Here is a 15,312-nt window from a genome sequence, read left to right on the forward strand (position 1 = left end):
AGCGCGGCGAGCGTCGCGACGGCGGCGTCGGCGCGCCGCCCCCGCGCACCCCAGGCGAAGAACCGCCGCACGGGGCTCGTCGCGGTCGCGGCCTCCGGGCGGACGCGGGCGTGCTCCGCAAGGAACCGCTCGGTGGCGGTGCGGTGCCGCGTGCCGACCGCCTCCGCCTCGGCGAGCGCGTGGAGCGCCTGGACGAGCCGGGTGGCGACCGGGTCCGTGGGCGTGAGGTCGATGCGGAAGCGCAGGCTCTCCCGCACCGCCCGCGCGACCTGCTCGGTCGCGGCGAGCAGGTGGGCCGCGGTCTGGGGGCCGATGCCGGGGACGCGCTCGAGACCGCGTCGCCCCTCGCGGGCCACCTCGCCCACGGTGGTGATTCCGGCGTCGGTGAGCGCGCCGAGGCGCAGCCGCTCGCGCGTGACGTCCCGCAGCGCCGCGACGTCGACGGTGTCCAGGCGCGCGAGCACCTTGTCCTCGCGGCTGGCGTCGTACGCCTCGCGGACGCGCTCGCGCGTGGCCGCCGGGGCGCCGGCGAACCGGCCGAGCAGCGCCGCGAGGTCGTCGGCGTCGGCGACGACCTGCCGCGCCACGACCAGGTCCGAGCGTCGCGGGCGTCGCTCAGGAGCTGTCGTCACGGCCGACAGCGTGCCAGGTCGGGTGGCGTCCCCGCCACGCGGCGCGTCGGCGTCAGTAGGTCGTCAGGCCGCGGGCGCGGAACTGGTCGCGCACCCGCTCGGTGAGCTCGGGCGACGGCGCGGGCGTGTCGTCGAGCTCGTAGGTGCGCCCGAGCGCGTCCCACTTGTCGCGGCCCATCTGGTGGAACGGGAGCACCTCGACGCGCGTGACCGTGCCGGGGCGGGTCACGTTGAGCGATGCCACGTGCTCCGCGACCTTCTCCACGTTCTCCACGTCCTCCGTGAGCCCCGGGACGAGGACGAAGCGCACCCACACCTCAGGCGCGTGGCCGTCGAGGCCGCGCTCGGCGAGGCGGCGCCCGAAGCGCAGCGTCGGCTCGAGGTCGCGGCTCGTGACTCGGCGGTAGGTGTCCGGGTCGCCCGACTTCACGTCGAGGAGCACGAGGTCGGTGTCGTCGAGCATCGCGTCGGTCGCGTGCGCGCCGAGGAACCCCGACGTGTCGAGCGCGGTGTGCACGCCCATGGCCTTCGCGCCCCGCAGGACGCGCGCCGCGAACGCGGGCTGCATGAGCACCTCGCCGCCCGAGAGCGACAGGCCGCCCTTCGTCGCACGGAACACGGGCAGGTAGCGCTGGACCCGGGCGAGCAGCTCGTCCGCCCGGACGGGCCTGCCGTCCTTCATGGCGAACGTGTCGGGGTTGTGGCAGTACAGGCACCGCAGCGGGCACCCGTTGAGAAACACGGTGAGCCGCGTCCCGGGGCCGTCGACGGCCGTGACGAGCTCCCAGGAGTGGACCGAGCCGAGCTCGCCCGCGCGCATCGCCGCGAGCTTGTCGGCCCGGTCCACGTCCGCGACCGTCAGCCCGTCCAGCCCCGCGCCCGCCCGGCGGGCGTGGCCGGCGCCCGACGCCTTCGCGCCCGACGTCGCGGGCCCGGCGTCGGGCACCTCGAGTCGCGTGGCGTCGTCGGGCAGGGTGCTGCCCTCGGGGACGCGGCAGCCTCGCCCGGTGCGGGCGGCGGGGGCGGGAACGGTGACGGTCATGGGGGGTCTCCTCGTCGTCCGCGGCGGGCTACAGCGCGCCGTGGAAGGTGCGCGAGAGCACGTCGAGCTGCTGCTCGCGCGTGAGCCGGACGAAGTTCACCGCGTACCCGGACACGCGGATCGTCAGCTGCGGGTAGTTCTCCGGGTGGTCCATGGCGTCGAGGAGCGTCTCGCGGTTCAGCACGTTGACGTTCATGTGGTAGCCGTTGGACCCGACGTAGGCGTCGAGGAGGCCGGCGAGGTTCGTCACCTGCTCGGCCTTCGTGCGCCCGAGGCCGCTCGGCACCACCGTGTTGGTGAGCGAGATGCCGTCCTGCGCCTCGTCGTACGGCAGCTTCGCGACGGACAGCGCCGAGGCGAGCATGCCGTGGGTGTCGCGGCCGTTCATCGGGTTGGCGCCCGGGGCGAACGGCTCGCCGGCGCGACGCCCGTCCGGGGTGTTGCCCGTCGCCTTGCCGTACACGACGTTCGACGTGATCGTCAGGACCGACTGCGTCGGGACCGCGTCGCGGTAGGTCGGGTGCCGGCGCACCTTCGCCATGAAGCGCTCGACGAGGTCGACGGCGATCGCGTCGGCCCGGTCGTCGTCGTTGCCGTAGGTGGGGTACTCGCCCTCGGTGACGTAGTCGACGACGAGGCCGCGCTCGTCGCGCACGACCGAGACCTTCGCGTGCTTGATCGCCGACAGCGAGTCCGCGGCGACGGACAGGCCGGCGATGCCGCAGGCCATGGTGCGCAGCACGTCCTTGTCGTGCAGCGCCATCTCGATGCGCTCGTACGCGTACCTGTCGTGCGACCAGTGGATGCAGTTGAGCGCCTCGACGTACGTGGCGGCGAGCCAGTCCATCGTCGCGTCGAACTTCGCCATGACGTCCTCGTAGTCGAGGACGTCGCCCTGCACGGGCGCCGCGACGGGCGAGACCTGCTTGCCGGAGATCTCGTCCCGGCCGCCGTTGATCGCGTACAGCAGGGTCTTGGCGAGGTTGACGCGCGCGCCGAAGAACTGCATCTGCTTGCCGACCCGCATCGGGGACACGCAGCACGCGATCGCGGCGTCGTCGCCCCACGCCGGGCGGATCAGCTCGTCCGACTCGTACTGCACCGCCGACGTGTCGATCGACACCTGGGCGCAGAAGTCCTTGAAGCCCTGCGGCAGCTCCGGGCTCCAGAAGACCGTCATGTTCGGCTCCGGCGCCGGGCCCAGGTTGTACAGGGTCTGCAGGAAGCGGAACGAGTTCTTCGTCACGAGCGGGCGGCCGTCCTCGCCCATGCCGCCGATCGTCTCCGTCACCCAGGTGGGGTCGCCGGAGAAGAGGGCGTCGTACTCGGGCGTGCGCAGGAAGCGCACGATGCGCAGCTTGACGACGAAGTCGTCGACGATCTCCTGCGCCTCGGACTCGGTGATCAGCCCCGCCTCGAGGTCGCGGTCGAGGTAGACGTCGAGGAACGTCGACGTGCGGCCGAGCGACATCGCGGCGCCGTTCTGCTCCTTCACCGCCGCGAGGTAGGCGAAGTAGAGCCACTGCACGGCCTCGCGCGCGGTCGTCGCCGGGCCCGAGATGTCGTACCCGTAGGACGCGGCCATCTCCTTGAGCTCGCCGAGGGCGCGGATCTGCTCGGCGTGCTCCTCGCGCTCGCGCGCCACCGCCTCGGTGAACGGGCGCGTGTCGAGCTCGAGCTTGTCGAGCTTCTTCGCGGCGACGAGGGCGTCGACGCCGTACAGCGCGACGCGCCGGTAGTCGCCGATGATGCGGCCACGGCCGTAGGCGTCGGGCAAACCGGTGATGATGTGCGAGCTGCGCGCCGCACGGACGTCGGGCGGGTAGACGTCGAACACGCCCTGGTTGTGCGTCTTGCGGTGCTCGGTGAAGACCTTGCGCAGCATCTCGTCGACCTCGTAGCCGTAGGTCTCGAGCGCACCCTCGACCATCCGCCAGCCGCCGTTCGGCATGATCGCGCGCTTGAGCGGCGCGTCGGTCTGCAGGCCGACGATCACCTCGTTCTCCCGGTCGATGTAGCCGGGCGCGTGCGCCGTGATGCCCGCGGGGGTGTGCGGGTCGACGTCGTGCACGCCCCTCTCGCGCTCGGCCGGGAACATCGCCGAGAGCCGCGCCCAGATCGCCGTCGTGCGCTCGGTGGGACCGGCGAGGAACGACGCGTCACCCGTGTACGGGCGGTAGTTTCGCTGGATGAAGTCGCGCACGTCCACGCCGTCGCGCCACGGGCCGTCGACGAAGCCGTCCCACGCGGGGACACGCGCGGTGTCGGTGTCGGCAGCGCCTGCGCCTGTGGTGCTGGGTGCCTCGGAAACGCTGGTCATCGGACCTCCCTCGTGCCTGGCGCCCGGGTTCCCGTCGCCATCCTCAGGCTAGGGACGCGGCACGCGCCGCGACATGGTCTCCGGCACCTGGGTGACCTTGGTCCCGAGCCGGACGGGGCAGGCCAGGAACCGCGGGATCGTGCACTTCCTGCGGGCTTCGGACGACCCCGCGACCCCCCTTTGTGACGGCATTCACAAGGCAGTCCCGTCCTCACCGCACGTAGACCGTCCCGACGTGTGAGACTTCCGGGGTGACACGGACCGTAGGTGTGGAAGAAGAGTTCCTCCTCGTCGGCGCGGACGGCCGCCCCGTGGCCAAGGCGCAGGAGGCCCTCGAGGCGACGGGCACGTCCGACAAGGGCGGCGGGACCGGCTCGCTCGAGTCGGAGTTCATGGAGGAGCAGCTCGAGACGGCGACGCACCCGCGCACCGAGCTGCACGACCTCGCCAAGGAGATCCGCGCCGGCCGGGCGCGCGCGCAGGAGGCCGCCGACCGCGTCGGCGCCCGCGTCGCCGCGCTGTCGACGTCGCCCCTGCCGTTCGAGGGCACGACGGTCTCGCGGCTGCGCTACCTCGAGGCGCGGGCGCAGTTCGGCCTCACGGCGCGCGAGCAGCTCACGAGCGGCTGCCACGTGCATGTCGCCGTGGCCGACGACACGGAGGGCGTCGCCGTCCTCGACCGCATCGGCCCGTGGCTCTCGACGCTGCTCGCCATCAGCACGAACTCGCCGTTCTGGCAGGGCGAGGACAGCGGGTACGCGAGCTTCCGCTCCCAGGTGTGGTCGCGGTGGCCCACGTCCGGGCCGGCACGGGCGTTCGGCACGCCCGAGGCCTACCACGACGCCGTCGCGTCGCTCGTCGCGACGGGCACGATCCTCGACCAGGCGATGGTCTACTTCGACGCCCGGCTGTCCGCGCGCTACCCCACCGTCGAGATCCGCATCGCCGACGTGTGCCTGCACCCCGACACCGCCACGCTCGTCGCCGCGCTCGCGCGCGGGCTCGTCGAGACCGCGGCGCGCGAGGCGGCCGAGGGCATGCCTGCACCGGAGCTGCGGCCCGAGATCCTGCGCACCGCGTCGTGGCGGGCCGGCCGCTCCGGCCTCGCCGAGGACCTCGTCTCGCCGCTCACGTGGCGGCCCGCGAAGGCCCACGACGTCGTCGGCCAGCTCGTCGCGCACGTGCGCGACGCCCTCGTCGACGCGGGCGACCTCGACGTCGTCACCGAGCTCCTCGGGCACGTGTGGTCGCGCGGCAACGGCGCCGCCCGCCAGCGGGCGTGGTTCGCCGACTCGGGTGGCGACCTGCGCGCCGTCGTCGAGCACGCCGTCGCCGAGACGCACTCCTGACGCACCGGCCTCGCCGGGTCCGCACCGGACCGGGCGAGGCCGTGGCCGTCAGAGGGCGGCGAGGGCGTCCAGCACGTCGCGCGTCACGTCCGCGGAGGTCAGGCGCCGCTCGGCGGCGACCTGGTCCCGGCTCGCGTGGTCGAGGAACGCCACCGGCAGGCCGATCGCGTGCACCGGCGTGCGCACGCCCGCACCGACCGCGCGCTGGCCGAGCATCGCGCCGACGCCCCCGTCGACGACGCCGTCCTCGACGGTCACGACGAGGTCGTGCTCCCCCGCGAGCTTGACGAGCGCGCTCGGGACGGGCAGCACCCACGTCGGCGACGCGACGGTCACGTCGAGGCCGTGCGCCGTCAGGGACTCGGCCGCGCCGAGCGCGACGGACGCCATGGAGCCGACGCCGACGAGGAGCACGCGCCGGCGCTCCGTGGCGCCGTCGGTGCCGTCGGCGCCCGCGGGCACGGCGAGGAGGTCCACGCCGTCGACCTCGTCGACCGCGGGCAGGGCGTCGCCGAGCGCGCCCTTGGGGTAGCGCACGACCGTCGGGGCGTCGTCGACGTCCACGGCCTCGCGCAGCGCGGCGCGCATGGTCTCCTCGTCGCGCGGCGCGGCGAGCCGCAGCCCGGGCACGATGCGCAGCATCGCCATGTCCCACATGCCGTTGTGGCTCGCGCCGTCGTCGCCGGTGATGCCGGCGCGGTCGAGCACGAACGTCACGCCCGCCCTGTGCAGCGCGACGTCCATGAGCACCTGGTCGAACGCGCGGTTGAGGAACGTCGCGTACACCGCGACGACCGGGTGCAGCCCCGCGAACGCCATGCCGGCGGCCGACGTCGCGGCGTGCTGCTCGGCGATCCCGACGTCGAACGTGCGCTCCGGGAACGCCTGCGCGAACGGCTTCAGGCCCACGGGCTCGAGCATCGCCGCGGTGATCGCGACCACGTCGGGGCGCCGGCGCCCGATCCGGACGATCTCGTCGGCGAACACCGACGTCCAGCCGAACCGCGACGGCGCGACCGGCAGGCCCGTCTCGGGATGGATCTTGCCCACCGCGTGGAACCGGTCGGCGACGTCCTGCTCGGCCGGGGTGTACCCGCGGCCCTTCTCCGTGATCGCGTGCACGATGACGGGTGCGCCGTACGCCTTGGCGCGGCGCAGCGCGTGCTCCATCGCCTCGATGTCGTGGCCGTCGACCGGGCCGATGTACTTGATGCCGAGGTCCTCGAACATGCCCTGCGGCGCGACGACGTCCTTGAGGCCCTTCTTCAGCCCGTGCAGCCACTCGTACGCGAACCGGCCGGGCGCACCCGAGCGGGTGAGCGTGCGCTTGCCCCACTCGAGGAAGCTCTCGTAGCCGCGCGTCGTGCGCAGCGTCGACAGGTGGTGCGCGAGCCCGCCGATCGTCGGCGAGTACGAGCGGCCGTTGTCGTTGACCACGACGACGAGGCGCCGGTCCTGCGACTCGGCGATGTTGTTGAGCGCCTCCCACGCCATGCCGCCCGTGAGCGCGCCGTCGCCGATGAGGGCGACCACGTGGCGGTCGGTGAGGCCGCGCACGACGTTCGCCTTGGCGATGCCGTCGCCCCACGACAGCGCCGTCGACGCGTGCGAGTTCTCCACGACGTCGTGCTCGGACTCGGCGCGCGACGGGTAGCCGGAGAGGCCGCCCTTCTTGCGCAGCGCGGAGAAGTCCTGGCGACCCGTCAGCAGCTTGTGCACGTAGGACTGGTGGCCCGTGTCGAACACGAGCGTGTCCGTCGGCGACGCGAAGACGCGGTGGAGCGCGAGCGTGAGCTCGACGACGCCGAGGTTCGGCCCGAGGTGGCCCCCGGTGCGCGACACGGAGTCGACCAGGAACGCCCGGATCTCGACGGCGAGGTCGCGGGCCTGAGCGGGGGTCAGCCGTTGCACGTCCTCGGGCGAGGTGATCGTGCTCAGCAGGCTCATGCAGTGCTCCGTTCCGTTCCCGTCCGACCAGCCCGTCAACTCTAGGCGGTGCGCGCCGGTGACCCGTGCGCCGCTGCACGTGACGACGAGACCTTCACGCCATTGACGCACACTCCGGCGCGCAGCGCACGGGCCGACCCGTGGGAGGCGACCTGCCCCGCCGTACGATGGAGCCATGCGATTCCTGCCCGGCCAGTCCCCCGCGACGGACCTCACCTACGGCGACGTCTTCCTCGTCCCGTCCCGCTCCGAGGTCACCTCGCGCTTCGACGTCGACCTCTCGTCGGCGGACGGCACGGGCACGACCGTCCCGGTCGTCGTGGCGAACATGACGGCCGTCGCCGGGCGCCGCATGGCGGAGACGGTCGCGCGCCGCGGCGGGATCACGATCCTGCCGCAGGACGTCCCGGCCGACGTGGTGGCCGACGTCGTCGCCGACGTGAAGTCGAAGGACCCCGTCATCGAGACGCCCGTCGTCGTGAGCCCGCACGACACCGTGCACACCGCGCTCACGCTCGTGGGCAAGCGCGCGCACGGCGCGGCGGTCGTCGTCGACGGCGGCCGCCCGGTCGGCGTCGTGACCGAGGCGGACTGCGCCGACGTGGACCGCTTCACGCAGGTGCTCGCGGTCATGACGCCCGACCCGCTCGTGCTCGACGCGGCCGTGCTCGACGGCCCGGGCGGCCTCGAGGCCGCGTTCGACCAGCTGCACGCGGCGCGGCTCAAGGTCGCGCCCGTCACGCGCGACGGGGAGCTCGTGGGCGTCCTCACGCGCAAGGGGGCGCTGCGCTCGTCGGTCTACGCCCCGGCGCTGGACGCCCAGGGCCGCCTGCGCGTCGGTGCGGCCGTCGGCATCAACGGCGACGTCGCGGCCAAGGCCAAGGACCTGCTCGCCGCGGGCGTCGACGTGCTCGTCGTCGACACGGCGCACGGCCACCAGGTGAAGATGCTCCAGGCGCTCGAGGCCGTGCGGTCCGTGGGGCCCGACGTGCCGGTGGTCGCCGGGAACGTCGTGACCGCCGACGGCGTGCGCGACCTCGTCGCGGCGGGCGCGGACATCGTCAAGGTCGGCGTCGGCCCGGGCGCGATGTGCACGACGCGCATGATGACCGCCGTCGGGCGGCCGCAGTTCTCCGCGGTGCTCGAGTGCGCGGCGGCCGCGCGCGAGCTCGGCAAGCACGTGTGGGCCGACGGCGGCGTGCGCCACCCGCGCGACGTCGCCCTCGCCCTCGCCGCGGGCGCCTCCCAGGTGATGATCGGCTCCTGGTTCGCGGGGACCTACGAGTCGCCGGGCGACCTGCACGACGACGGCACCGGACGCCTGTACAAGGAGAGCTTCGGCATGGCCTCGGCGCGCGCCGTCGCGGCGCGCACCGCGGGCGCCGGCTCGGCGTTCGACCGCGCGCGCAAGGCGCTGTACGAGGAGGGCATCAGCTCCGGCCGCATGTTCCTCGACCCGCAGCGCCCGGGCGTCGAGGACCTGCTCGACGAGATCACGTCCGGCCTGCGCTCCTCGTGCACGTACGCCGGCGCCGCGAGCCTCGAGCAGTTCGCCGAGCGCGCGCTCGTCGGGATCCAGTCGGCCGCCGGGTACGAGGAGGGCCGCCCGCTGCACGTCAGCTGGTGACCCGCGGGTAGCCTCCGAGGCATGACGTCCCCCCGGGCCGCGACGGCCCGCGCCCAGCTCGCCGCGCTGGCCGCCGACCCGACGTGGCCGGCCGAGTGGCAGCACGGCCCGTTCCCGTGGGACGCCGCGCGCGCCCGCGCCGCGGCCGTGCTCGTGCTCTTCGGCGTCCTCGACCACGTCCCCGCCGAGCACGCCGGGTCCGCCGCACCCCGCGACCTCGACGTGCTCCTGCTGTCGCGCGCGGCCACGCTGCGCTCGCACGCGGGACAGGTCGCCTTCCCCGGCGGGCGCGTCGACCCGGACGACGACGGTCCCGTCGGCGCCGCCCTGCGCGAGGCGCGCGAGGAGACGGGCCTCGACCCCGCGGGTGTCGAGGTCCTCGGCACGCTCGCGCGCCTGCCTCTTCCCGTGAGCGGGCACCTCGTCACGCCCGTGGTCGCCTGGTGGGCACGCCCGACGCCCGTCGCCGTCGTCGACCACGCCGAGTCGGCGCACGTCTTCCGCGCCCCCGTCGCGGACCTGCTCGACCCGGAGAACCGGCGCACCGCCGTCGTGCGCCGCGGGCCGCGCACGTTCCGCAGCCCGGCGTTCCTCGTGCGCGCCGACGGCAGCGAGCACGTCGTGTGGGGCTTCACCGGCCTGGTGCTCGACGCGGTGCTCGACCGCCTCGGCTGGACCGAGCCCTGGGACGCCTCCCGCACCGTCGACCTCCGGTAGCGTCGGGCGCGTGCCCGCGCTCCCGCCCGCCGAGGTCGACGTCACCGTCGACCTCGCCCGCGGCCTGCTCGCCGCCCAGCACCCCGACCTCGCGGGCCTCCCGCTCGCCGTCGTCGCGCACGGGTGGGACAACGTGGTGCTGCGCCTCGACGAGGACCTCGCCGTGCGCCTGCCTCGCCGCGCCGCGGCGGCTGCGCTCGTCCGCCACGAGCAGGACTGGCTGCCGCGCCTCGCGCCACGGCTCCCGGTACCGGTCCCCGCGCCGGTCCGCGTCGGGCGGCCGAGCGACGGCACGCGCGGGCCTGCCTTCCCGTGGCCGTGGAGCGTCGTGCGGTGGTTCCCCGGCCGCCCCGTGTGGGCGGTGCCGCCCGCGGAGCGCTCGGGCCTCGTCCCCCCGCTGGCCGACGTCGTCGCGGCGCTGCACCGCCCCGCCCCGCCGGAGGCCCCGCCGAACCCCTTCCGCGGGGTGCCCCTGGCGGAGCGCGACGCGGCCGTACGGGAGCGCCTGGACGACGGCACGGTGCCCGACGGCGCCGCCCTCCTCGCGCTCTGGTCGCGCCTCGTCGACACGCCGGCGTGGGAGGGTCCTGCCGTCTGGCTCCACGGCGACCTGCACCCGGCGAACCTCGTCGCGACCGACGACGCCGGGCCGCCCGAGCTCGCCGCCGTGGTGGACTTCGGGGACCTCACGTCCGGCGACCCGGCGACGGACCTCGCGACCGCGTGGCTGACGTTCGACCAGGCGGACCGGGAGGCGTTCCGGCAGCGCGTCACGCGGGCCTGCGGCACGGACGACGCGACGTGGCAGCGTGCGCTCGCCTGGGCCGTCGTCCTGACGACGATGCTGCTGCGCCACTCCGCGGCCGAGGCGCCGCACCTGCGGGCCGCCGGCGAGCACGCGCGCGACCAGGTGCTGTCCGGCACCTGACGCGCCCCGACGGCGCGTCGCGGCCAGCCGGCGCGGGACCGGACGGCGACATGTGTTCGCCGGTGCCGGGCTTCTGTTTGGCACACGGCAGAAGTCGTGCGTATCGTCTGTCCCCACCGGTCGCCGGGCGAGTCCCCGCGGCCGGTGCGGCGGCCGTCGACGTCGACGGCCGCGACACGTGCGAGAGGAACCACCATGACGACGAAGTCAACGACCACCGCCCGCCGTACGCTCCGCGCCGCCGCAGGCTCGGCCGCAGCGCTCGCCCTCCTCCTGGGTGCGGCGTCCGGCGCCGTCGCCGCTCCGGGCGGCAAGGGCGACTCCCGGCCGGACCACGCGGGCCGCAGCGTCCCGGCGAGCAAGGTCTCGATCCAGATGTTCAGCCTCATCCCGTGGGTGAACGAGGTCGGGCTCGACGCCGTCCTCGGCGAGCTCGCCGCGATGGGCTACAAGAACGTCGAGCCGTTCAGCGGCAACTTCTCCGGCTACACCGCCGAGGAGTTCGCGGCCCTGCTCAAGAAGCACGGTCTCAAGGCGTCCGCGTCGCACAACAGCACGAACGAGGCCACGTGGGACCAGACCCTCGCGTACTCGAAGACCATCGGCCAGCACTACGTCGGCTCGGGCGGGTTCGCGAGCCCCGGCATCCGCAGCTACGAGGACGTCCTCGCGACCGCCGAGACGCTGAACCGGCTCGGCGAGGCCGCGAAGAAGCAGGGCCTGCACAAGATCTTCGGCCACAACCACCAGCAGGAGTTCACGACCCAGTACGTCGTGCCCGAGACGGGTGAGCTCAAGTCCGCGTGGGAGATCATCGCGGACAACACCGACCCGCGGTACGTGACCTTCGAGCTCGACGTGCTGTGGGCGTACGACGCCGGCGTGGACGTCGTCGCGCTCCTCGAGGAGTACGGCGACCGCATCGAGCTCCTCCACGTCAAGGACGGCTACCTCAACGGCGACGCGCGCGCGACGTTCGCCGACGTCGGCGAGGGCGAGATCGACTGGGAGGACGTGCTCGACGCCGCGCACGGCAAGGTGCGCTACTACACCGTCGAGTACGACCTCGCGCCCGACGGCCAGGAGTTCGCCGCCGACTCGTTCGAGTACCTCACGAACCTCCGGTACTGAGGGACCCCGGCGCACGCGGTGCGCCGGCGCACGACGGACGCCCCGCCGCTCCTTCGAAGGAGCGACGGGGCGTCCGTCGTCGTGCGTCCGCGCGGGCGTCAGGCCACGAGCGAGCGCAGCACGTACTGCAGGATGCCGCCGTTGCGGTAGTAGTCCGCCTCGCCGGGGGTGTCGATGCGCACCACGGCGTCGAACTCGACGGTCGCGCCGTCGCCCTTCGTCGCCGTGACCTTCACGGTGCGGGGCGTCGTGCCCTCGTTGAGCGCCGTGATGCCCGCGATGTCGAAGGTCTCCGTGCCGTCGAGGCCGAGCGACGCGGCGCTCTCCCCCGCCGGGAACTGCAGCGGCAGGACGCCCATGCCGATGAGGTTCGAGCGGTGGATGCGCTCGAAGCTCTCGGTGATGACCGCCTTGACGCCGAGGAGCGCCGTGCCCTTCGCCGCCCAGTCACGGGACGAGCCGGAGCCGTACTCCTTGCCGCCGAGGATGACGAGCGGCGTGCCCTGCGCGGCGTAGTCCTGCGCGGCGTCGTAGATGGTGTCCTGGGCGTTCTTCACGAAGTTGTACGTGAAGCCGCCCTCGACGCCGTCGAGGAGCTGGTTGCGCAGGCGGATGTTCGCGAACGTGCCGCGGATCATGACCTCGTGGTTCCCGCGGCGCGAGCCGTAGGAGTTGAAGTCGCGACGCGTGACGCCGTGCTCCGCGAGGTACTTGCCGGCCGGCGAGTCCGCCTTGATGGCACCCGCGGGGCTGATGTGGTCGGTGGTCACCGAGTCGCCGAGCTTGGCGAGGACCCGCGCGCCGGCGATGTCCTGGACCGGCTCCGGCTGCGCGCCCATGCCCTCGAAGTACGGGGGCTTGCGCACGTAGGTCGACTCCGGGTCCCAGGCGAACGTGTCGCCCTCCGGGGTGTCGAGCGAGCGCCAGCGGTCGTCGCCCGTGAAGACGTCCGCGTAGTCCTTGGTGAACATGTCGCGGTCGATCGAGGAGTCGATCGTCGCCTGGACGTCCTCGGGCGAGGGCCAGATGTCCTTGAGGAACACCGGCTCGCCGTGCGGGTCCGTGCCGAGCGGCTCGGCGTCGAAGTCGAAGTCCATCGTCCCGGCGAGCGCGTACGCGATGACCAGCGGCGGCGACGCGAGGTAGTTCATCTTCACGTCGGGGTTGATGCGGCCCTCGAAGTTGCGGTTGCCCGAGAGGACCGAGACGACCGACAGGTCGTGCTCGTTGACCGACGCGGAGATCTCCTCCGCGAGCGGACCCGAGTTGCCGATGCACGTGGCGCAGCCGTAGCCCACGAGGTGGAAGCCGAGCTTCTCGAGGTACGGCCACAGGCCGGCCTTCTCGTAGTAGTTCGTCACGACCTGCGAGCCCGGCGCCATCGACGTCTTGACCCACGGCTTCGACGCGAGGCCGCGGTCGACCGCGTTCTTCGCGAGCAGCGCCGCGGCGAGCATGACCGACGGGTTCGACGTGTTCGTGCACGACGTGATCGACGCGATGACGACGTGGCCGTGGTCGAGCTCGGTGGTCGTGCCGTCGGCGAGGGTCACCGGGACGACCTTGTGCGGGCGCTTGGCGGCGTCCGCGTGACCGGGGGCGACGGGCTGGTCGGACGCGTTGTCGTGCCCGCCGGCGGCAATCGGGTCGGAGGCCGGGAAGGTCTCCTCGACCGACTCGTCGAGACCGGTGAACGGCGCCGCCTCGCCCGCGTCGACGTAGTCGAGGATGGCGGAGGCGAAGGACTCCTTGGCCTCGCCCAGCTCGATGCGGTCCTGCGGGCGCTTCGGGCCGGCGATCGAGGGGACGACCGTCGACAGGTCGAGCTCGAGGTACTCGGAGAACGTCGGCTCGACGTAGCCCTCGGCCGACGGGTCGAGCCACAGGCCCTGCTCCTTGGCGTACGCCTCGACGAGCGCGAGCTGCTCGTCGCTGCGGCCCGTGAGGCGCAGGTAGTCGATCGTCACGCCGTCGATCGGGAAGATCGCGGCGGTCGAGCCGAACTCGGGGCTCATGTTCCCGATGGTCGCGCGGTTCGCGAGCGGCACCTGGGCGACGCCCTCGCCGTAGAACTCGACGAACTTGCCGACGACGCCGTGCTGGCGCAGCATCTGCGTGATCGTCAGCACGACGTCCGTCGCCGTGACACCCGCGGGGATAGAGCCCGAGAGCTTGAAGCCGACGACGCGCGGGATGAGCATCGACACGGGCTGGCCGAGCATCGCGGCCTCCGCCTCGATGCCGCCGACGCCCCAGCCGAGCACGCCGAGGCCGTTGACCATCGTCGTGTGCGAGTCCGTGCCGACGCACGTGTCCGGGTAGGCGCGCAGCACCCCGCCCACCTCGCGCGTCATGATCGTGCGCGCCAGGTACTCGATGTTCACCTGGTGCACGATGCCGGTGCCCGGGGGGACGACCTTGAAGTCGTCGAACGCCGTCTGGCCCCAGCGCAGGAACTGGTAGCGCTCGTGGTTGCGCTCGTACTCGATCTCGACGTTGCGCTCGAACGCGTCGGGTCGGCCCGCGACGTCGATCTGCACCGAGTGGTCGATGACCATCTCGGCCGGCGCGAGCGGGTTGATGCGCGACGGGTCGCCGCCGAGGTCGGCGACGGCCTCGCGCATCGTCGCGAGGTCGACGACGCACGGCACGCCGGTGAAGTCCTGCATGATCACGCGCGCGGGCGTGAACTGGATCTCGGTGTCGGGCTCGGCCTGCGGGTCCCACGACGCGAGCGCGCGGACGTGGTCGGCGGTGATGTTCGCGCCGTCCTCCGTGCGCAGGAGGTTCTCGGCGAGGATCTTGAGGCTGTACGGGAGGCGCTCGACACCCTCGACGGCGGACAGCCGGAAGATCTCGTACGCCTTCCCACCGACCTCCAGTGTTCCCTTCGACCCGAACGTGTCGACGCTGCTCACTCGTGGCTCCTTCGTGGCGAGACGGTGGCACGGATGCCATGGTTCAGGGGGCTTCGCCCAGCGTACGCCGGGCCGGTGCGGCGGACCGGCGGGACCGGACCGGGTCGCGGGGCGCACGTCGCTCGTGCTGCGACCAGCACCGCCGCCCAGCATACCCCATATATCTTGACGTCAAGATATCTACCGGTCGCACACGGTCGTGCGCCCGTCCCTCACAGGTCGCAGTCGCACAGCAGGTTGAGCTCCACCACCTGCTCGCCGTCCTCCGGCCGGGCCCACGCCTCCGCCTCGGCGCGCGACGCGAACTGCCGGCCCGCGAGCCGCCCGTTCGCCATGAGCACGCCGACGCCGACGATGTCCCGGACGTCCTTCTCGACGGCCACCGCCGCCCGCTCCTGACCGTCCACCGCTCGCACCTCCGCGTCGTCGTGCCGTGCGCCGTCGCGCCTTGCGCCGTCGTGCCCCCGCGTCTCCATCGTGGCCGCGCCCCGCACGCGCTGCACGCGCTCAGCGCTCGAGGACGGCGACGGCCTCCACGTGGTGCGTATGGGGGAAGAGGTCGAGCCCGCGCACGCCCGTCATCGTGTACCCGTGCGCGCCGAGGTAGCCCACGTCGCGCGCCAGCGCGGCCGGGTCGCACGCGACGTAGACGACCCGCGCCGGGCCCGCGGCCGCGACCGCGTCGACCACCGCGCGCCCGG

At 73.4% G+C, this 15,312-nt stretch carries 11 protein-coding genes and 1 pseudogene; 5 read left to right on the top strand and 7 right to left on the bottom strand.

Annotated elements, in window-relative coordinates:
- From JZ5iCDA_RS10395 to pflB, 3 genes are all read right to left on the bottom strand, one after another.
- On the bottom strand, positions 1-632 hold a 632-nt coding region (locus tag JZ5iCDA_RS10395; RefSeq protein ID WP_216093431.1), incomplete at its 3' end, for a hypothetical protein.
- A 52-nt stretch (positions 633-684) separates the two neighbouring features.
- Positions 685-1,674, bottom strand: coding sequence for a pyruvate formate-lyase-activating protein (gene pflA / locus JZ5iCDA_RS10400; protein WP_083259882.1), 990 nt, complete (start codon positions 1,672-1,674; stop codon positions 685-687).
- Positions 1,675-1,702: 28 nt separating this feature from the next.
- Positions 1,703-3,994 carry a formate C-acetyltransferase gene (pflB, locus tag JZ5iCDA_RS10405; RefSeq protein ID WP_069387108.1) on the bottom strand — a complete coding sequence of 764 codons (2,292 nt, stop codon included), beginning with the start codon at positions 3,992-3,994 and terminating at the stop codon, positions 1,703-1,705.
- Positions 3,995-4,245: 251 nt separating this feature from the next.
- On the opposite strand from pflB, the gene JZ5iCDA_RS10410 reads away from it, so the two are divergent.
- Entirely contained in the window at positions 4,246-5,343 is a 1,098-nt protein-coding gene (locus JZ5iCDA_RS10410) for a carboxylate-amine ligase (RefSeq protein WP_069387109.1), read from the top strand.
- 48 nt (positions 5,344-5,391) lie between these two features.
- Here JZ5iCDA_RS10410 and dxs read toward each other — a convergent pair whose 3' ends face one another.
- The gene (gene dxs, locus JZ5iCDA_RS10415) at positions 5,392-7,290 is read right to left on the bottom strand and encodes a 1-deoxy-D-xylulose-5-phosphate synthase (RefSeq protein ID WP_069387110.1); all 1,899 of its coding nucleotides are present in this window, start codon (positions 7,288-7,290) and stop codon (positions 5,392-5,394) included.
- A gap of 175 nt (positions 7,291-7,465) precedes the next feature.
- Between dxs and JZ5iCDA_RS10420 the strand changes: the two genes are divergently transcribed.
- The 4 genes from JZ5iCDA_RS10420 to JZ5iCDA_RS10435 all read left to right on the top strand — a co-directional run bounded on the left by JZ5iCDA_RS10420 (position 7,466) and on the right by JZ5iCDA_RS10435 (position 11,693).
- Positions 7,466-8,917 (top strand): GuaB1 family IMP dehydrogenase-related protein, encoded by a 1,452-nt coding sequence (locus JZ5iCDA_RS10420; protein ID WP_069387111.1) that lies wholly within the window; start codon positions 7,466-7,468, stop codon positions 8,915-8,917.
- A 21-nt stretch (positions 8,918-8,938) separates the two neighbouring features.
- Positions 8,939-9,634 carry an NUDIX hydrolase gene (locus JZ5iCDA_RS10425; RefSeq protein ID WP_069387112.1) on the top strand — a complete coding sequence of 232 codons (696 nt, stop codon included), beginning with the start codon at positions 8,939-8,941 and terminating at the stop codon, positions 9,632-9,634.
- 10 nt (positions 9,635-9,644) lie between these two features.
- Entirely contained in the window at positions 9,645-10,562 is a 918-nt protein-coding gene (locus JZ5iCDA_RS10430; protein ID WP_069387113.1) for a phosphotransferase, read from the top strand.
- A 195-nt stretch (positions 10,563-10,757) separates the two neighbouring features.
- Positions 10,758-11,693 carry a sugar phosphate isomerase/epimerase family protein gene (locus JZ5iCDA_RS10435; RefSeq protein ID WP_069387114.1) on the top strand — a complete coding sequence of 312 codons (936 nt, stop codon included), beginning with the start codon at positions 10,758-10,760 and terminating at the stop codon, positions 11,691-11,693.
- Between the two features lie 98 nt (positions 11,694-11,791).
- On the opposite strand, the gene JZ5iCDA_RS10440 is transcribed toward JZ5iCDA_RS10435, so the two are convergent.
- From JZ5iCDA_RS10440 to JZ5iCDA_RS10450, 3 genes and pseudogenes are all read right to left on the bottom strand, one after another.
- Entirely contained in the window at positions 11,792-14,611 is a 2,820-nt protein-coding gene (locus tag JZ5iCDA_RS10440; RefSeq protein WP_069387115.1) for an aconitate hydratase, read from the bottom strand.
- Between the two features lie 212 nt (positions 14,612-14,823).
- Complete coding sequence (locus tag JZ5iCDA_RS10445; protein WP_069387118.1) at positions 14,824-15,018, bottom strand: hypothetical protein; 195 nt, start codon at positions 15,016-15,018, stop codon at positions 14,824-14,826.
- A gap of 100 nt (positions 15,019-15,118) precedes the next feature.
- Positions 15,119-15,312, bottom strand: a pseudogene (locus tag JZ5iCDA_RS10450) (class I SAM-dependent RNA methyltransferase); the annotation flags it as partial.

The sequence above is a fragment of the Cellulosimicrobium cellulans genome (genome assembly GCF_001722485.1).
Taxonomy (GTDB): Bacteria; Actinomycetota; Actinomycetes; order Actinomycetales; family Cellulomonadaceae; genus Cellulosimicrobium; species Cellulosimicrobium cellulans_A.